Below are 19,305 nucleotides of genomic sequence, written 5' to 3' on the forward strand. Positions count from 1 at the left end.
AAAAACAAAGGGCACGACCTGTGAACAGGATCGTGCCCGATGTTAAACGTCTAGCGAGCAAGTCGCCAAGCGTTAAGTGCTGCTTAAGCAGCTACCACAATAACGCGTACGGTTGCTTCTACGTCGCTGTGCAGGTGCACGGCTACGTCGAATTCACCAACGTTACGGATAGTGCCGTTCGGCAGACGAACTTCGCTTTTTGCAACTTCAACGCCAGAGGCGGTCAGTGCATCAGCGATGTCGTGGGTGCCGATCGAACCGAACAGCTTGCCTTCGTCACCGGCGGTGGCAGTGATAGTCACTTCCAGCTCAGCCAGTTGGGCAGCGCGCGTTTCAGCCGAAGCTTTTTTGTCTGCAGCCAGTTTTTCCAGGTCAGCACGACGCTCTTCAAACGCAGCCACGTTGGCAGCGGTTGCAGCGGTTGCTTTGCCGTACGGCAGCAGATAGTTACGACCGTAACCGGCCTTAACATTTACTTTGTCGCCCAGGTTGCCCAGGTTCGCGACTTTTTCCAGAAGGATCAGTTGCATGTGAAAATCCTCTTAACTTTTAACCTTCACCGTCCGCAGAGCCGTTACCAACGTCTTTCGACGCAAAACGACCGCGAAAATCAATCAGGCTGTCGACGATGGCAAACACCACCAGCAACGGATAGATCAGCTGCATAAACAGCAACAGCGTTACGTACAACCCCACCAGCCAGAACCTGCCCAGTCGCTTTTCAGCAACCAGGCCATGAACCAAAGCCAGCCCGGCGAACATCAGCGGTACGCTGCACAACGGTGTCAACATCGCCATCTGAGGACCGAAATTCGGCCCCAGAAGCATGCACACCAGCAGCAACAACGCCGGTACCCTCGGGAGTCTTATGCTGCGAAATTCGCGGCCAAAACCACCAGGGTTGTACAACAACGCTTGCCAGTAACGCCCCAGAATCAGGGTCAGCACACTGACGATCTGCAACAAAGCCGCAATCAGGCCGTTTAGTACCGGTGCAATCAATGCTCCTAGTCGCGCTCGCTCTTCTACCGATAATTGCTGGTAGAGCCCATCGAGGACTTGCGGCAGAAGTTTTTGCAACTCCTGCGCCATCACTTCGATGGGTTCGCGGAAAACCGCTCCCAAAACCACTGCGTACAACAGACCCAGTGCCACGCTGACCAGCAGCACGCGGACCCAGGACTCGCTGGCGCGTAACAACGCTGCCAACCCCAGCGAACCGAGCAACACCATAAAGGTGCGAGGTTCACCGAAATACCACCAGACCAAAGCCGGCAGTAAAGCCCAGGCGAGGATGCCAACGGCATCACTCAAACCGCGCCGCAGAAGCACAAGGCAACCTGCGGCAGCACTCAACCAAAACAACAACGGCAATGCCGCACATCCGACCACTACAAGAGTGGCCTGCACGCGGCCGCGCATGATGAAATTAGCCATGGCGCGCATGCGTTCTATCCCTTACTACTTGTCGACTGCCTGGTCTCAGCGGCCGTGGCTGTCGGTGTAGGCCAGCAGGGCCAGGAAGCGGGCACGCTTGATAGCGGTGGCCAGCTGACGCTGATAACGAGCTTTTGTACCGGTGATACGGCTTGGAACAATTTTGCCGGTCTCGGATACGTATGCTTTCAGAGTGTTGAGATCTTTGTAATCGATCTCCTTCACGTCTTCAGCGGTGAAGCGGCAGAATTTACGACGACGGAAGAAACGTGCCATGTAATTGGCTCCTCAAAAGGTCCGTGGATTACTCGTCAGCGTTATCGCTGGCGTCGCTGTTGTCACCGTCATCGCCATCGGCGTTGTCGGAGTGCTCAGGACGGTCACGACGCTCACGGCGCTCGCTGCGGTTTTCTTCGGCCTTGAGCATCTCGGACTGACCAGTTACGGCTTCGTCGCGACGGATGACCAGGTTACGGATCACGGCATCGTTGTAACGGAAGTTGTCTTCCAGTTCAGCCAAAGCCTTACCGGTGCATTCAACGTTCAGCATCACGTAGTGAGCCTTGTGAACATTGTTGATTGCATAGGCCAATTGACGACGGCCCCAATCTTCCAGACGGTGAACTTTACCGCCGTCTTCTTCGATCAGCTTGGTGTAACGCTCTACCATGCCGCCGACTTGCTCGCTTTGATCCGGGTGGACCAAAAAGATGATTTCGTAATGACGCATGAATGCTCCTTACGGGTTGTAGCCTGCCGCTAAAAAACGGTCAGACAAGGAGTGAATGACACTTGTGAGTCTTGCCCAGCACAGGCACAGAAGCGCCTGCCATGACAGCAAGGGGCGCAATTGTAGAGAAGGTAGGGCGATGGCGCAAGGAGATTGGTGTACACATCTGTAGGAGCCAACTGGTTGGCGAGGCGGCAAGCACGGTATGACCGATACGCCGCGCCAGGCCTTCGCCAACCAGTTGGCTTCTACAGGGTTACTTCTTGGCGGCTGCCTTCACGCTACGCTGGCGCAGGGCCTCGAACAGGCATACGCCAGTGGCGACGGACACGTTCAAACTGCTGACACTACCGGCCATCGGCAGTTTTACCAGGTAGTCGCAATGGTCACGCGTCAGGCGACGCATGCCTTTACCTTCAGCACCCATTATCAAGATAGTCGGACCGGTCAGGTCTTGCTGATACAACTCGACTTCAGCCTCCCCCGCCGTACCGACAACCCACAAACCACGCTGCTGCAGTTTTTCCAGTGTGCGCGCCAAGTTGGTGACTGCCACCAACGGAATCACTTCCGCTGCGCCGCAGGCTACTTTTCGCACGGTCGGCGTCAATGTTGCCGATTTGTCTTTCGGCACAATCACAGCCAACGCACCCGCCGCATCGGCGGTACGCAGGCAAGCGCCAAGGTTGTGCGGATCGGTCACGCCGTCCAACACCAGAATCAGGGGCGGACCTTCGGTACGATCGAGAAGCTCGTCAAGCATGGCTTCGCCCCACACCTGACTCGGACTGACGTCTGCAACAACACCTTGGTGCACGCCTTCGACCCAAACGTCCATTTCACGACGCTCAGCCTGACCCACCGCCACACGATTTTCGTTGGCGAGCTGGATCAATACCTGAACCCGCGGATCGTTACGATTTTCCGCCAGCCAGACTTGCTTGACCCGTTTCGGGTGATGTCGTAACAGTGCTTCTACAGCGTGAACGCCGTAGATTTTTTCCAGCGAACTCATGACTTGGCCTTAGGTTTACGCACTCCGCCGCTTTTGTCGGCAGGTGCCGAGCCCGCTTTGGGCGGGCCCTTACGATGTTTACTTGGTTTGGCTGGCTTACCCGTCGAAGCAGGGTCAGCTTTACTGGACTTTCCCGACGCCGCCTTTCCACCACCTTTCGCTTCGGACAGCAGAGCCTGCTTCATTTCACGGCTTTTGCGCACTTCAGCGTTTTTCGCCGCAGCATCACTTGGCCGATAAGCTTCGGCCGCTGGCGCAGCTTTCGCCGGAGCACCACGACGCCCGGAGGACTTGGCAGGCGCTTCGGTTTTTTCCGCCGGAGCCGGAGTGGTTTCAGCACCGCGACGCTTGCGACCAATCGGCGCGCTAATAGTCTTTTCAGACATCTCGAAGTCGATCTTGCGTTCGTCGAGGTCGACGCGCATGACCCGTACTTCAACCGTGTCGCCCAAGCGGAAACTACGGCCCGTGCGCTCGCCCGCCAGGCGGTGATGCACGGGGTCGAAGTGGTAGTAATCGCCCGGCAAGGCCGTTACGTGCACCAAGCCCTCGACGTAGATGTCAGTCAGCTCAACGAACAGACCGAAACCCGTCACCGCAGTGATTACGCCAGGGAATGATTCACCCACGCGGTCTTTCATGAACTCGCATTTGAGCCAGTTGACCACATCACGCGTGGCTTCATCGGCGCGGCGCTCGCTCATGGAGCACTGCTCACCCAACTGTTCCAGCGCTGCTTCATCGTAAGGATAGATGCGCGCTTTCGGAATAGTCATGGCACCGGCGCGACGAACGTGTGGTGTGTCTTGCTCGGAGCGGATCACGCTACGAATCGCACGGTGCGTGAGCAGGTCCGGGTAACGGCGGATCGGCGAAGTGAAGTGCGTATACGCTTCGTAATTCAGGCCGAAGTGGCCCTGATTGTCGGCGCTGTACACCGCTTGACTCAACGAACGCAGCATCACGGTCTGAATCAGGTGGAAATCCGGACGATCCTTGATGCTGGCCAGCAATGCCTGGTAATCCTTCGGCGACGGGCCATCTTTACCTTTGTGCAACGACAGACCCAGCTCGCCGAGGAACGCGCGAAGTTTTTCCAGGCGCTCTGGCGGCGGCCCGTCGTGGACGCGGTATAAGGCAGGAATTTCGTGCTTCTTCAGGAATGCAGCAGTGGCCACGTTGGCGGCCAGCATGCATTCTTCGATCAGTTTGTGAGCATCGTTACGCGTGGTCGGGCGAATTTCGGCGATTTTGCGCTCGGTACCGAAGATGATCCGGGTTTCCTGAGTCTCAAAATCGATCGCGCCACGGGTATGACGGGCGGCCAGCAGGACCTTGTACAGCGAGTACAGCTGCTTCAAGTCCGGCACAACGTCGGAATACTCTTCACGCAATTGCTTGGCTTCGGCCGTTTTCGGCTGCTCCAAGATCGCGCTGACCTTGTTATAGGTCAGACGAGCGTGGGAGTGGATGACCCCTTCGTAGAACTGGTAGTCAGTCATTTCGCCGGTTTTCGAGATAGTCATCTCGCACACCATGGCCAAGCGATCAACGTGCGGGTTCAACGAGCACAAGCCGTTGGACAATTGCTCAGGGAGCATTGGCACAACGCGCTCCGGGAAGTACACCGAGTTACCGCGCACTTGCGATTCGGTATCCAGCGCTGAACCGATCTTGACGTAGCTCGATACGTCGGCAATAGCGACGTACAGCTTCCAGCCACCCGAGAACAAGCGCAGCTTGCCCGGCTTGGCTTCGCAGTAAACCGCATCGTCGAAGTCGCGAGCGTCTTCGCCATCGATGGTCACGAACGGCAAGTGACGCAGGTCGACGCGATGTTCCTTGTCTTTCTCTTCCACTTCCGGCTTGAGCTTGGCGGCTTCTTTGAGCACCGCTTCTGGCCAGACATGCGGAATGTCATAGGTGCGCAGCGCGACATCGATTTCCATGCCAGGCGCCATGTAATTGCCGACCACTTCCACCACGTCGCCTTGCGGCTGGAACCGCGCCGTTGGCCAGTGAGTAATTTTCACTTCGACGAACTGACCGACCTTGGCGCTGGAATTGCGCCCCGGCGTGATCAGCACTTCTTGCTGGATCTTCGGGTTATCTGGCACGACAAAACCGATGCCGCCCTCTTCGAAGTAGCGACCCACGATGGTTTCATGGGCGCGGGAAATGACTTCCACCATCACACCTTCGCGGCGACCGCGGCGATCAAGACCGGAAACACGGGCCAAACCTCGATCACCGTCGAACACCAGACGCATCTGCGCCGGACTCATGAACAGGTCATCCGAGCCGTCATCCGGGATCAGGAAACCGAAGCCGTCACGGTGGCCCGAGATGCGACCGAGGATCAGATCGAGCTTATCCACAGGGGCATACGTGCCCCGGCGGGTGTAGATCAACTGAGCATCCCGCTCCATAGCGCGCAAGCGACGACGCAGGGCTTCGAACTGATCTTCAGTCGTTAGCCCAAACTCTTCCACCAATTGCTCACGACTTGCCGGCGACCCGCGGTCAGCAAGATGTTGCAAGATCAGCTCACGGCTGGGGATAGGGTTTTCGTATTTTTCCGCTTCACGCGCGGCCTCGGGATCGAGGGACTGCCAATCGGCCATTAGAATGAGTTCACCTTATCTATATTTATTTAGTTTGGCATATACCGGATTGAAACGCGAAGACACCATTTGTTACGCAGCCCCGCGATCCGAAAAAATATTTCACAGCGGGGGTTTACAGCTCCTACACTCATCCGTAAGATGCGCCCCACAACGACGGCAAACGTTGTTGTAGTTGAAAGTAAACGATAATTTCAGAGTTAAATCAGAATTTATTGGCGAACCCAACGAACTGCCCAGATGGTGAAATTGGTAGACACGCCAGCTTCAGGTGCTGGTGACCGCAAGGTCGTGGAAGTTCGAGTCTTCTTCTGGGCACCAATTTAAACAAAACCGAGCCACGTGCTCGGTTTTGTGCTTTCTGCGCTTGGGATTTCAAATCAAACATTTCATGCCGCAGAGACCGCGGAGAAAGAGTGCGCCCCAATTGCACCCTTTCTCGCCATCTCGCTAAGTTTGTTTACGCGCGAAATTGCCCAAGGCTCGCCTTCAGTTGCGCAGCCAAACCATCCAGCACCTTGCCACTGGCTGTGGTTTCGACCACTGCCTGAGCCGCGCGCTGCGCCTGAGCATGAATCACTTCGACACGCCCTCTCACCGCTTGCGCACCCTGGGCCTGATGCTCAGCTGCTTGTGTTGCCAATCCAATAGCCGCATGCACTTGCTCGACCGAAGCCTGTACTGACAATTGCAGCTTCGCACTGTCACGCAGTACCGCCAGCCCTTCGTTGGCTTGGCGCCCCGCCAAGCCGATCGCGGCCACTGCCTCTTTAGCACCTTGCTGCAATGCGCCGATGTGCGCCTGAATATCGCCCGTCGAACGTTGCGTCTTGCTCGCCAACGCGCGAACTTCATCGGCTACCACCGCGAAACCACGACCTGTTTCACCTGCGCGGGCCGCTTCGATTGCTGCGTTGAGTGCCAACAAGTTGGTTTGTTCCGCGATGCCATGAATCACCGTCAGCACCACTTCAATCTGTTCGCTCTGCCGCGCCAAGCGCTCAATGACTTTGGCACCGGTATCGACCTGGCCCGCCAATGCCTCGATCAAACCGCCGACTTGCGCGGAGGTCCGGGTATTTTCATCGGTGGCCTGACGAATACCCACTACCTGCTGCAAGGCCGCCTGCATGGCCTGACTTTCAGCCTGAGCTTCATCGGCCATCTGCGAAAGAGCCTGGAGGCTGGCAGCCACTTCATCACGCTGAGACTCCGCCGCAGCACCCGCACCCGCATTTCGGCGGCTCAACGCACCAATTTCTACACCCGTGAGCTGAGCGACATCCCCCGCCTCGCGCACAATGGGCTGCAATTTGTCGACGAAGCGATTGACCGCCGCCGCCATGTCACCAATTTCATCGTTGCTATTGAGCTGGACGCGCTTGGTCAAATCGCCCTCTCCCGCCGCGAGGTCGTTCAGCGCCGCGATCAGCAGGTGCAATTTGCTTACGACTCGACGACCGAGTACTACGGCCAACAGCAACAGCACGCCGAGCCCAACCAACGCCAAGCCCAAACCTATGCGCCAGCGCAAGGTAGCGGCTGCTTCCTGGACGGTTGTGCTGGTATTGGCGGCCATTGCCGACGCTGCGGCTTGGGCCGACTGCAAGCGCGTGCGCAATGCTTTCGAACTGTCGGCTGCCGCGCCTACCAGACTGTCGGACACCAATTGCTCGGCACCCACAATCAATGCCGAGAACCGGGTATCCAGTGCCGCCAAATTGGTCTCAACCGTGGAGGTGGTAACGCCCATGATCACTTTGCCGATTTCCACCCCATTCGGGCTGATCGAGGCTTCAACGTAATAAACCGAGGGGTCGTGCTGGGCGGCGCTCAAGACTTTATCGATGGGCCGGTCACCCTCGCCTTTGTCCAGCAAGGCTTTTATCTGGGGATTATCGCGATTCAGGTAGCGTGTCAGGTGCTCGCCCTGTGCGTCGTTATAAACCACGAACAACACATTGGGATTTCGTTGAGCGCGACGAGCGAATTCCGACAAGGTCGGCGTGTCGTTATCCCACATGGCGCGCGGGGCAACAGCCGCCAGCAACTGGGCCATGTCGTTGGCAGAATCATGCAGATCTTTTTCGAGCGTGCCACGCAGTTGCACCTGCTCGTCTTTAAGCCGCGACGACAATCCGGCGCTCAGGCGCTGTCGGGTACTGGAAGAAAGGGCATCAAGGCTGGAAGTAACTTCACTACTCGCCTGCTCTAATTGTGCAGTGAGATTTTGTGAATCAACGCCGAGGCGGGCCGCCAAATCCGCTTCAAGCGCGGTAACGGTGCTCCGGGTCAGGGCAACCGCCACAACCACCTGCACCAAAAGGGCAACGCCAAGGGCGATAAACACGGGTCGCAATAAGCGACTTCGTAAAAGAGAAAGGACGGCCGACATGGTGGAATTCCTCTACTGCAGACGCCATTAAAATGATGGCATTCTTTAATAAGTGAATTCACAGCAAGTGCCGTGCCGCTCCAGCATCTATCACGCCATAGAACAACAAAAGGCCGCATAAGCGACCCTTTGTTTATCTTTCAACGACTTATCAGGCAAACGGGTGACGCAGTACGATGGTTTCGTTGCGATCCGGACCTGTCGAAATAATGTCAATCGGCGCGCCGACCAGCTCTTCTACGCGCTTGATGTAAGCACGAGCATTTGCTGGCAACTCTTCCAGGGTTTTGGCACCCACGGTCGATTCGGTCCAACCCGGCATTTCTTCGTACACAGGCACCAGACCGATGTAGCTGTCGGCATCCGTCGGTGCATCGATGACTGCGCCGTTCTCGTTCTGATAACCCACACAGATGTTGATGGTTTCCAGACCGTCGAGCACGTCGAGCTTGGTCAGGCACAGACCGGAGATGCTGTTGATCTCGATAGCGCGACGCAGAATAACCGCATCGAACCAACCGCAACGGCGCGCACGGCCGGTGGTTGCACCAAACTCGTGCCCACGTTTGGCCAGGAACGCACCAACGTCGTCAAACAGCTCAGTCGGGAATGGACCCGAGCCAACGCGTGTGGTGTAAGCCTTGGTGATGCCGAGAATGTAGTCCAGATACATCGGACCAAAACCCGAACCAGTGGCGATGCCGCCAGCGGTGGTGTTCGAGCTGGTCACGTACGGATAGGTACCGTGGTCGATATCCAGCAACGAACCTTGGGCACCTTCGAACATGATGTCTTTGCCGTCGCGGCGCATCTCATGCAGCGCAGCAGTGACGTCGAGCATCATTGGCTTTAGCAGCTCAGCGTATTCCATGCACTCGTCGAGTGTTTTCTGGAAGTCGATGGCAGGCTCTTTGTAGTAATTAACCAGAACAAAGTTATGGTAATCGAGCAGCTCACCCAATTTCGCGGCAAAACGTTCACGATGGAACAAATCGCCGATGCGCAGACCGCGACGCGCTACTTTGTCTTCATAAGCCGGACCGATACCGCGACCGGTGGTGCCGATCTTCAGTTCGCCGCGAGCTTTCTCACGCGCCTGATCCAGCGCGACGTGATAAGCCAGAATCAGCGGGCAAGAAGGACTGATACGCAGACGTTCACGAACCGGAATACCCTTTTCTTCGAGCTTTATGATTTCGCGCATGAGTGCGTCAGGCGCAACCACCACACCGTTGCCGATCAAGCACTGCACGCCTTCGCGCAATACTCCGGACGGAATAAGGTGCAATACGGTTTTTTCACCGTCGATAACTAACGTGTGGCCAGCGTTGTGTCCGCCTTGATAACGAACCACAGCGGTAGCGTGTTCGGTCAGCAGATCAACGATCTTGCCTTTGCCCTCATCACCCCATTGGGTGCCCAGGACTACGACATTCTTACCCATAACACTTGTCCTCATTCACGCAAACTAGGTGCCGGCAGCGGCCGGCAGGAAAACTCAAGAGGCCAGCGGCAGCAACTGCCAAAGCCCGTCATGCTGAACCAACTGCCGGTCACAATCGGCATCGTGCGCGGCAGACAACGCTTGACCAGGCAATGCCTGAACGACACGTTGACCTTCGCTACGCAATTGACAGACCTGTTGCCAGAGTGCCGCATCCGTACTATCAGGCATCCAGATACCGCCAAACGGTAGCTCGATTTCCGCACGCCCCATTGTCACCAGGGTTTTCAAATCGGTAGAAAAACCGGTAGCAGGACGCGCCCGGCCAAAATCTGCGCCGATATCGTCATAACGACCGCCTTGGGCGATTGACTGACCAACACCCGGCACGAATACGGCGAACACAACGCCGGTGTGGTAGTGATAACCCCGTAGTTCACCGAGATCGAAGTACAACGGCAATTGCGGGAAACGCGCAGAAAGGCGCTCAGCAATGGTCAACAAATCGTCCAGTGCGGCCAATACCGGCGCCGGCGCATGGGCCAGGCGATCACGGGCCGAGACCAGTACTTCAGGCCCGCCACACAGATCGACCAGCGCACGCAACATCGTCGCCATATCAGCCGGCAAATTGGCGGTGAGTGCAATGACTTCGTCTATAGCCTTACGCTGCAAGGCATCGAACAACTGTTGCTCGACTTCACCTGACAAACCGGCGGCACGCGCCAAACCACGGTAGATACCCACGTGGCCCAGGTCCATGTGCACATCCGGCACATCCGCCAATTGCAGCATCGCCAGCATCAGGCTGATGACTTCAACATCACTGCTCGGACTGGCATCGCCATACAGCTCGGCACCTAACTGAATGGGGCTGCGCGACGATGTCAGCGCTCGCGGCTGAGCATGCAAAACACTGCCGGCATAACACAGACGGCTTGGCCCTTCACGACGCAGCGTATGCGCATCGATCCGCGCGACCTGCGGCGTGATATCCGCACGAAAGCCCATCTGCCGACCCGACTGCGGATCAATCACTTTGAACGTGCGCAAATCAAGATCCTGGCCCGCGCCGGTCAAAAGCGACTCCAGGTACTCGATATGCGGGGTGACGACGAACTCATAACCCCAGCTCTGGAACAGATCCAACACCTGGCGACGCGCTATTTCAATGCGCGCCGCTTCTGGTGGCAGTACTTCTTCGATGCCATCTGGTAGCAGCCAGCGGTCAACCGTTGCCATTACGCCAATCCCCTATGATCCGGGCGGCCAGCCCTGAGGGCGAGCCTTGAGTGAAGCAGAGTGTGGTCACGTTTAGCGTGCCTGTATCAATAACAAGCCCAGCAGAACGGGCAGCCCCAGGGTTACCCTGCGACCACACTCCTCGAAAAACCTTGCCCAGCGCATTACCACGCCGCGGCCTATCCATCGTGCAGACGCAAAAAAGCCGGGATTTTCCCGGCTGCCGCATCATACACACGTTTTACCCCGTGATCACCCCGCCAGGCATTTTTGCCGCCCGGCGGGTGGATCGATTACGGCTTGGATTTTTCCAGGTAACGGAAGAAATCGCTGCTTGGGTCCAGCACCATCACGTCACTCTTGCTCGCAAAGCTTTCTCGGTAGGCGCGCAGGCTACGGTCGAACGCGTAGAACTCCTGATCCTGACCGTAGGCTTTGGAGTAGATCGCCGCAGCCTGAGCATCGCCATCACCGCGAGCTTCTTCAGACTCACGATAGGCTTCTGCCAACAGAACACGACGTTGACGATCGGCGTCGGCACGAATGCCTTCTGCCAGCTCGTTACCCTTGGCCCGATGCTCACGTGCTTCACGCTCGCGCTCGGTACTCATACGTTCGAAAACGCTGCGGTTCACTTCCTTCGGCAGGTCAATAGCCTTGACCCGGACATCGATGACTTCGATACCCAGCTCTTTGTTGGCCATTGTGTTCAGCGAAGCCGTGATATCCGCCATCAGTTGGTCACGCTCACCCGATACCACTTCATGCAGGGTGCGCTTGCCGAACTGATCTCGTAGCCCGGATTCAAGACGACGAGATAGACGTTCGTCAGCGATTTGCTTGAGACCGGAAGTCGCCGTATAGAAACGCTCGGCATCCTTCACGCGCCATTTGGCATAGGCATCCACCATGACGGCTTTCTTTTCCAGCGTCAGGAACCGTTGCGTCGGTGCATCAAGGGTCAACAAGCGACCATCGAATTTCCGCACCTGATTCACGTAAGGAACCTTTACGTGCAGACCCGGCTGTACGTCTGACTCGACGACACGACCAAATTGCAACAGGACCGCACGCTCAGTCTGAGTAACGATGTAGAAGCTGTTCCAGGCAACGACCGCCAGCACTAGACAGACAATCAGGGCGATCAGCGATTTATTGCTCATCAGCGACTCTCCCTTGTACGCGTATCATGCTGCTGCTGGGCCTCGGTTGCAGCACGTGCCCCGATCTCAGTGCTAGCGGCAGGTGCGCCGATTACCGGAGCGTTGGTAGCACGACCACTTTCGATCATCTTGTCCAACGGCAGGTAAAGCAGATTGTTCTGCCCTTTATTGCCACCGGTCACGAGTACCTTGCTGGTATTGGTGAACACCTCTTGCATGGTGTCCAGATACAGACGCTCACGCGTCACCTCCGGCGCCTTGCGATACTCGACCACCAGCTTGGTAAAGCGATCAGCTTCACCTTTGGCACGTGACACGACTTCATCACGATAGCCATTGGCGTTTTCGATAATGCGCTGAGCCTGACCACGAGCTTCCGGAATGACACCGTTAGCGTAGGTTTCAGCCTGGTTGCGCGAACGCTGCTCGTCTTCACGGGCACGAATTACGTCATCGAAGGCTTCCTGAACTTCACGCGGCGCCGCAGCGCTTTGTACGTTCACCTGAGTCACGGTGATGCCGGTGCGATAGGTATCGAGGAAGCGTTGCAGACGCTCCTTGATTTCGCTGGCCATCAATTCACGACCTTCAGTCAGCACCTGGTCCATCGCGGTGGACCCCACGACGTGGCGCAGGGCGCTTTCGGTCGCGTGCTGCAGACTGACTTCTGGCTGATCAACGTTCAGCACGAAATCTTTCAGGTTTGTGATCTTGTATTGCACGGTCAACGGCACTTCGACGATGTTTTCGTCTTCGGTGAGCATCTGCCCTTGCTTGCTATACGCTCGCTCGCGGGTGACGTTTTCCTGGAATTTACGATCGAACGGCGGGAAATAGATGTTCAAGCCCGCACCGACGGTTTCGTAGTATTTGCCGAAGCGCAGCACCACGGCTTGCTCCTGCTCATCCACGACGTAAATAGCACTGTAGAGCCAGATCGCGACCAGCACGACCAGCCCGATACCGAGAAGACCCAGACCACCGCCTTTGCGCTGCCCGCCATCTTCACCGCCGCCGCTGCCGCTGCGTTTTTTGCCACCACCGAACAACCCATTAAGGCTTTCCTGTAGCTTTCGGAAGGCCTCGTCGAGATCTGGTGGCCCCTTGCGGTCGCCGCCCTTGCGCTTACCACCCCAAGGATCCTGATTATTCGAGTTGCCACCCGGCTCATTCCAAGCCATAGCGCTCTCCATCTGATAAAGCAAAGACGCGCCCACGGCGCGCCGACCAATGCTACAGAATGCCTGCGTTAGCGGCACAGCCACTTTCTCAAGCTTTTATTGCAAAGTGTGTTGCTCGATGAATTCCAGCGGCTGCATTCCTTCGCGACTCACTAGGCGATTGAACTCAACACGCGGCAAACGGACCGCCAACAAACTGCCACCCTCTTCATCATGCTCTTCGCTTTGCACAGCGCCCAACTTGAAGAACTGTGCGCGCAGTCGAGCAAAACGCTGAGGCAAGCGCAAGGTGCCAACGAATAAATCGTCACCGAGCAACTCAGCCACAGCCTGTTTAAGCAGATCCAAACCGCGACCATCACGCGCAGACAACCAGACCCGCTGCGGCTTGCCATCGGCATCGCGCTGGATCTGAGGCTCTACGCCTTCGAGTAAATCGAGTTTGTTATATACCTCAAGAATCGGTATCTCATCGGCGCCAATTTCACCGAGAACTGCCATGACCTGCTCGATTTGCGACAAACGCTCAGGCTCATGGGAATCAATGACGTGCAACAGCAGGTCAGAATTGCTTGATTCTTCGAGTGTCGCCCGAAACGCTTCGACCAGTTTGTGCGGCAAATGACGAATGAAGCCTACGGTATCGGCCAACACAATCGGCCCGAAATCATTGAGTTCAAGACGCCGCAGGGTCGGGTCGAGGGTAGCGAACAGCTGGTCAGCAGCAAAAACGTTGGAGTCGGTCACCGAGTTGAACAGCGTCGACTTACCAGCGTTGGTGTAGCCCACTAAGGAAACAGAGGGAATATCCGCGCGCTGACGACCTCGGCGAGCTTGGTCCCGCTGACTACGGACCTTTTCCAGACGGCTCTTGATTTGCTTTACGCGTACCCGCAGCAAGCGTCGGTCGGTTTCCAGCTGGGTCTCACCCGGACCGCGCATGCCGATACCGCCGCCCTGCCGTTCCAAGTGCGTCCAGCCACGAACCAGACGTGTACTCATGTGATCAAGCTGAGCCAGCTCGACCTGCAATTTACCTTCATGAGTACGCGCACGCTGCGCAAAGATATCCAGAATCAAACCCGTACGATCAAGCACGCGACACTCGAAAACACGTTCGAGGTTGCGTTCCTGACTGGGCGTAAGGACGTGATTAAAGATAACGATGTCGACGTGCTCGGCTTTGACCAAGTCGCGAAGTTCCTCAACCTTGCCGCTGCCGATCAAGTATTTGGCTGTAGGCCGATGACGCGGCACGCTAACGAACCCAACAGTCTCGGCGCCGGCTGAGTTCGCCAGCTCCTGAAACTCCTGCGGATCTTCGCGCGCCTCAGGGTCCTGACCATCCAAGTGAACGAGAATAGCCCGCTCACCACCACCGTGGCGCTCAAAGAACAAAGCAGACTCCTATCAGGCGTTACCTGGCTCAGCGTCACCCGCTTCGGTTTCGGTCGCGCTAGGCAAGCGAATTGGACGAACCGGTACAACGGTAGAGATGGCGTGTTTGTAAACCATTTGGCTGACAGTGTTCTTCAGCAAAATTACGAACTGGTCAAAGGACTCGATCGTGCCTTGCAGCTTGATACCGTTAACCAGATAAATCGAAACCCCAACCTTTTCTTTACGCAAAGTGTTCAGGTAAGGGTCTTGTAGCGAATGCCCTTTTGACATGTGCCGCACTCCTTTAAGGATCAATAGAAAAAATAGTAAGCAAATTGGCTTACGCCGCCACCCCCCAAGGATAGACGGCAATTGCAAGGTCTCAGCTCAATATGGAGACCGATCCCAGGTATTTCAAGGCACGCGGCAGATTGTCGCAAGCCATGCTGTCCAACCAGTGCAAATCTTTCCAGCTCCGTAACCAGGTGAACTGCCGTTTGGCCAATTGGCGCGTGGCAATGATGCCGCGCTCCTGCATCTGGTCCCACGTCAATTCTCCGTCCAGATGTTCCCAGACTTGGCGATAGCCAACGGCCCTGATAGAGGACAACCCGGCATGCAGGTCACCTCTGGCTCGCAGGGCTAAGACCTCATCAACGAACCCCTGTTCCAACATCTGTACAAATCGTTGCGTAATTCGCTCATGCAGCAAGTGGCGGTCCAACGGAGCGATGGCCAACTTCGCGACAGTATAGGGCAATTGATGGCGCCCCGAAGCCGCTGCTTCAGTACTTTGCGCAGTTTGTTGCTCGCGGTGTGCGGTCATGCTCAGACCGCTCACTCGATAGACTTCCAGGGCACGAATCAGCCGCTGCGGATCATTGGGATGAATTCGAGCTGCGGACACCGGGTCAATTTCCGCCAATTGATCGTGGAGGTCCTGCCAGCCGAGAGCTAAAGCTTCGGCTTCAAGGTGCGCCCGAACAACGGGATCGGCTGGCGGCATGTCCGCCAACCCCTCTTGCAAGGCCTTGAAATACAGCATCGTTCCGCCCACCAGCAACGGAATCTTTCCACGAGAGGTGATTTCAGCCATCGCCGCCAATGCATCTGCACGAAAGTCAGCGGCTGAGTAACTTTGCGCCGGATCAAGGATATCGATCAGCCTGTGTGGAAATTCGGCCAGTTGCTCTTTGGAGGGCTTCGCGGTGCCAATGTCCATGCCACGGTAAATGAGTGCAGAGTCGACGCTGACAAGCTCACAAGGCAGCGCTTTGGTCAGCGCCATCGCCAGGTCGGTCTTGCCGGCAGCGGTGGGGCCCATCAAAAAGATCGCCGGGGGTAATTCACTCATCAGCGACCGCGCAGAAATAGTTTGTCCAGATCATCCAGACCTAATTGGGTCCAGGTCGGGCGGCCGTGATTGCACTGGCCGCTGCGCTCGGTGTTCTCCATGTCGCGCAGTAAACCGTTCATTTCCGGCAGGGCCAATCGCCGATTTGCACGCACCGCGCCGTGACAGGCCATGGTGCCGAGCAATTCATTGAGGTGCGCTTGAATGCGGTCGCTGGTGCCGTATTCCATAAGATCGGCCAACACGTCGTGTACCAGTCGATTGGCTTCGGCTTGCTTAAGCAACGCCGGGATCTGCCGAATCGCCAAGGTTTCGGGCCCTAGTCGCTGCAGCTCGAAGCCCAGACGCTGGAACCAGTCCATGTGCTCTTCGGCGCAATCAGCTTCCCGCTGACTGACCGCGATGGATTCAGGCACCAGCAACGGCTGGCCGCTTAGCCCTTCACTGGCCAAGGCGATTTTGAGGCGTTCGTACATGATGCGTTCGTGGGCTGCGTGCATGTCCACCAGCACCAGACCGTGGGCATTTTCCGCGAGTATATAAATACCCTTGAGCTGCGCCAACGCATAGCCCAATGGAGGAGTATCGTCTTGGGAGTCAGGCAACGGCGCGGAGCCTGAGCCTGGCAACGGCGCAAAGAATTCGCGGTAGGCGCTCTGGGCTTCAGCCGCCGGCAAGACTGTACCCGGTCGAGGCGGCGAATATTGGTATTGATAACCGGCTCCCGCACCGGTACCGGCGGCTCGCGCGTACGGTTCGGATTGCGGTTGCTCCGGCAGATTATTGGCCAACCGCATTTCACCCTGGGGCCCAAACTCGCCAGCGTCCGGCCCGGTTGGTCGCACGATGGCGGTTACCGGCGCCGAGCCGTTCAAATGGTCTTCAGGGCGGACATCACCCAGGGCGCGGTGCAAAGTGCCGTACAAAAAATCATGAACCATACGCCCATCACGGAAGCGGACTTCGTGCTTGGTCGGGTGCACGTTGACGTCGACCACCGCCGGATCGACTTCGAAAAACAGCACGAACGTTGGATGACGACCATTGAACAACACGTCGCGATAGGCTTGACGTACAGCGTGGGCTACCAGCTTGTCGCGCACGGCACGGCCGTTCACATAAAAATATTGCAGGTCAGCCTGGCTGCGAGAGAACGTTGGCAAACCGACCCATCCCCACAGGTGCAGACCATTGCGCTCAACCTCAATCGGCAGCGCTTGCTCCAGAAAACCCGGACCACAGATCGCGCCGACACGACGAGCACGGGCATTGTCATCATTGGCTTCGTGCAAGCTGAGGATGGTTTTCCCGTTGTGGCGCAGATGAAACGCGACGTCGAAACGTGCCAACGCCATCCGCTTGATCACTTCCTGCAGGTGATCAAATTCGGTTTTTTCTGCCTTGAGAAACTTACGCCGCGCAGGTGTATTGAAGAACAGATCCCGGACTTCTACCGAAGTCCCCACGGGATGCGCTGCTGGCTGCACCCGAGAGGCCATGTCGCGGCCTTCAGTTTCGACCTGCCACGCTTGATCGGCATCTTTGGTGCGGGAAGTGAGGGTCAACCGGGCCACGGAGCTGATCGACGCCAATGCCTCGCCGCGAAAGCCCAGGCTCATGACTCGCTCAAGATCTTCCAGTTCACGAATCTTACTGGTGGCATGCCGGGCAAGGGCCAACGGCAAATCGTCGGAGGAAATACCACCCCCGTCATCGCGCACACGCAGCAATTTGATTCCGGCCTGTTCAACGTCGATATCGATGCGCTTTGCGCCCGAGTCGAGGCTGTTTTCCAACAACTCTTTAATGACTGAAGCGGGCCTTTCTACCACCTCGCCAGCAGCGATCTGGTTAGCGAGTCGCGGGCTGAGCAGCTCTATCCGGGCGCTGCTGCCGACCTGATCACTCATGGCTGGGCTACCAACGTCGTATTCGGGATGCTTAATCGCTGGCCGATCAATAATTCGTCGGTCTTAAGGTGATTGGCATTGCGTAAACTGCCGACGCTTACCTGATAACGCAAAGCGATCATTCCCAGCGTGTCACCCGAACGGACAGTGTGATCACGCGGACCCTGGACAATTTTGCCGTTGTCTCGCAACCATGCGATATAAGTGCCGAAGGGCGGATTTTGCTGGAAGAACTGCTTCACGCCCGCGCTGATCGAGCGCGCCAAGGCTTGTTGATGGGACGCACCGGTAAGCTTCGCCGCCTCTGCGGCATTTGAAATGAAGCCGGTTTCCACGAGAATGGACGGGATATCCGGGGATTTGAGCACCATGAATCCGGCTTGCTCGACCCGCGATTTGTGCAGCGACGTGACGCGACCAATATTGCTCAGCACTTTTTGCCCGACGTTAAGGCTTGAAGACAACGACGCGGTCATGGACAAGTCCAGCAGCACGCCGGCCAGCATTTTGTCTTTGTCGTCGAGGCTTACTGCACCTGCACCGCCGATCAAGTCAGAGCGGTTTTCACTGTCGGCCAACCAACGGGCGGTTTCGGACGTGGCGCCGCGCTCAGACAATGCAAACACCGAAGCGCCAAAGGCGGCAGATGACGGCGCTGCGTCGGCGTGAATCGAGACAAACAGGTCGGCGCCCTTCTTGCGTGCGATTTCCGTGCGTTTACGCAGGGGAATAAAGTAGTCGCCGGTACGGGTCAGCTCGGCGCGATAGCCCTTTTCGGCGTTGATCTGTCGCTGCAGTTCTTTGGCAATGGACAACACGATGTCTTTCTCTTTCTGACCGCGTGCGCCACCTGCGCCAGGGTCTTCTCCACCGTGGCCCGCATCAATGGCAATCACGATATCGCGTTTGCCATTGGGCACGGGCGTCAGTTTGATCTCGGGTTTAGCAGGACTGACCGGCACGGCAGGCGCCGTATTGGCCGCAGTGTCCGGGATAGTCGCGCTCGGATTGGCATCGGCGGCATCATCGAACAGGTCCACAACCAGTCGATTGCCGTACTGCTGGTTCGGCGCCAACATGAAGCTTTTCGGCGTAACCGCCTTTTTCAGGTCGATGACCACACGCAAATCAGTGGGCGTTCGTTGCGCCGAGCGGATGCTGGTAATCGGGGTATTGGCCGTAGACAGTTTCAGCGGAGCAGCCATGGTTGCTCCGTTTATATCGATCACCAGACGGTCTGGTGAGGTGAGGGTGAACACGCTGTGCTGCACAGGGCCGGAGAGGTCGAAAACCAGCCGCGTATTGTCCGGCGCACGCCATAGGCGAACACTTCGGACCTGCGAGGCCGCTAAAGCGTCAACAGCCAGTGCCGTGAGCAGCAGACCTACAACAGTAACCAGCGCGCGCATGCGCATACCTAACCCCATCAT

Annotated in this window: 16 protein-coding genes and 1 tRNA gene; 1 reads left to right on the plus strand and 16 read right to left on the minus strand. The window is 57.0% G+C overall.

Annotation, left to right across the window (positions count from 1 at the left end; all coding sequences use genetic code 11):
- Window positions 1–83 precede the first annotated feature (83 nt).
- From rplI to rnr, 6 genes are all read right to left on the minus strand, one after another.
- Entirely contained in the window at window positions 84–530 is a 447-nt protein-coding gene (gene rplI, locus RHM65_RS03160; protein WP_322167390.1) for a 50S ribosomal protein L9, read from the minus strand.
- 19 nt (window positions 531–549) lie between these two features.
- On the minus strand, window positions 550–1,446 hold the full coding sequence (locus RHM65_RS03165) for a hypothetical protein (protein ID WP_322167389.1): 897 nt from the start codon (window positions 1,444–1,446) through the stop codon (window positions 550–552).
- A 36-nt stretch (window positions 1,447–1,482) separates the two neighbouring features.
- Entirely contained in the window at window positions 1,483–1,713 is a 231-nt protein-coding gene (gene rpsR / locus RHM65_RS03170) for a 30S ribosomal protein S18 (protein ID WP_002551829.1), read from the minus strand.
- Between the two features lie 28 nt (window positions 1,714–1,741).
- Window positions 1,742–2,167, minus strand: coding sequence for a 30S ribosomal protein S6 (rpsF, locus tag RHM65_RS03175; RefSeq protein WP_322167388.1), 426 nt, complete (start codon window positions 2,165–2,167; stop codon window positions 1,742–1,744).
- Between the two features lie 256 nt (window positions 2,168–2,423).
- Complete coding sequence (rlmB, locus tag RHM65_RS03180) at window positions 2,424–3,182, minus strand: 23S rRNA (guanosine(2251)-2'-O)-methyltransferase RlmB (RefSeq protein WP_322167387.1); 759 nt, start codon at window positions 3,180–3,182, stop codon at window positions 2,424–2,426.
- A complete protein-coding gene (rnr, locus tag RHM65_RS03185) occupies window positions 3,179–5,806 on the minus strand; it encodes a ribonuclease R (RefSeq protein ID WP_322184239.1) in 2,628 nt (875 codons plus the stop codon). The genes rlmB and rnr overlap by 4 nt, the downstream gene beginning before the upstream one ends.
- 234 nt (window positions 5,807–6,040) lie before the next feature.
- On the opposite strand from rnr, the gene RHM65_RS03190 reads away from it, so the two are divergent.
- Window positions 6,041–6,127, plus strand: a tRNA-Leu gene (locus RHM65_RS03190).
- Window positions 6,128–6,266: 139 nt separating this feature from the next.
- On the opposite strand, the gene RHM65_RS03195 is transcribed toward RHM65_RS03190, so the two are convergent.
- From RHM65_RS03195 to RHM65_RS03240, 10 genes are all read right to left on the minus strand, one after another.
- Complete coding sequence (locus tag RHM65_RS03195) at window positions 6,267–8,201, minus strand: methyl-accepting chemotaxis protein (RefSeq protein WP_322167385.1); 1,935 nt, start codon at window positions 8,199–8,201, stop codon at window positions 6,267–6,269.
- A 151-nt stretch (window positions 8,202–8,352) separates the two neighbouring features.
- Entirely contained in the window at window positions 8,353–9,645 is a 1,293-nt protein-coding gene (locus RHM65_RS03200; RefSeq protein ID WP_322167384.1) for an adenylosuccinate synthase, read from the minus strand.
- 54 nt (window positions 9,646–9,699) lie between these two features.
- Complete coding sequence (locus tag RHM65_RS03205; RefSeq protein WP_322167383.1) at window positions 9,700–10,887, minus strand: ATP phosphoribosyltransferase regulatory subunit; 1,188 nt, start codon at window positions 10,885–10,887, stop codon at window positions 9,700–9,702.
- 293 nt (window positions 10,888–11,180) lie between these two features.
- A complete protein-coding gene (gene hflC / locus RHM65_RS03210) occupies window positions 11,181–12,050 on the minus strand; it encodes a protease modulator HflC (protein WP_322167382.1) in 870 nt (289 codons plus the stop codon).
- Window positions 12,050–13,231 carry an FtsH protease activity modulator HflK gene (hflK, locus tag RHM65_RS03215; protein ID WP_322167381.1) on the minus strand — a complete coding sequence of 394 codons (1,182 nt, stop codon included), beginning with the start codon at window positions 13,229–13,231 and terminating at the stop codon, window positions 12,050–12,052. The genes hflC and hflK overlap by 1 nt, the downstream gene beginning before the upstream one ends.
- A gap of 96 nt (window positions 13,232–13,327) precedes the next feature.
- Window positions 13,328–14,629 carry a ribosome rescue GTPase HflX gene (gene hflX, locus RHM65_RS03220; protein ID WP_322167380.1) on the minus strand — a complete coding sequence of 434 codons (1,302 nt, stop codon included), beginning with the start codon at window positions 14,627–14,629 and terminating at the stop codon, window positions 13,328–13,330.
- 12 nt (window positions 14,630–14,641) lie between these two features.
- Window positions 14,642–14,902, minus strand: a complete 261-nt coding sequence (hfq, locus tag RHM65_RS03225) for an RNA chaperone Hfq (protein ID WP_299828917.1) — start codon at window positions 14,900–14,902, stop codon at window positions 14,642–14,644.
- 91 nt (window positions 14,903–14,993) lie between these two features.
- Window positions 14,994–15,965 carry a tRNA (adenosine(37)-N6)-dimethylallyltransferase MiaA gene (miaA, locus tag RHM65_RS03230; RefSeq protein ID WP_322167379.1) on the minus strand — a complete coding sequence of 324 codons (972 nt, stop codon included), beginning with the start codon at window positions 15,963–15,965 and terminating at the stop codon, window positions 14,994–14,996.
- Window positions 15,965–17,875 carry a DNA mismatch repair endonuclease MutL gene (mutL, locus tag RHM65_RS03235; protein WP_322167378.1) on the minus strand — a complete coding sequence of 637 codons (1,911 nt, stop codon included), beginning with the start codon at window positions 17,873–17,875 and terminating at the stop codon, window positions 15,965–15,967. Before mutL ends, miaA begins: the two co-directional genes overlap by 1 nt.
- The gene (locus RHM65_RS03240; RefSeq protein ID WP_322170684.1) at window positions 17,872–19,290 is read right to left on the minus strand and encodes an N-acetylmuramoyl-L-alanine amidase; all 1,419 of its coding nucleotides are present in this window, start codon (window positions 19,288–19,290) and stop codon (window positions 17,872–17,874) included. The genes mutL and RHM65_RS03240 overlap by 4 nt, the downstream gene beginning before the upstream one ends.
- Window positions 19,291–19,305: the final 15 nt, after the last annotated feature.

The organism is Pseudomonas sp. CCI4.2 (assembly GCF_034350045.1).
Lineage (GTDB): Bacteria > Pseudomonadota > Gammaproteobacteria > Pseudomonadales > Pseudomonadaceae > Aquipseudomonas.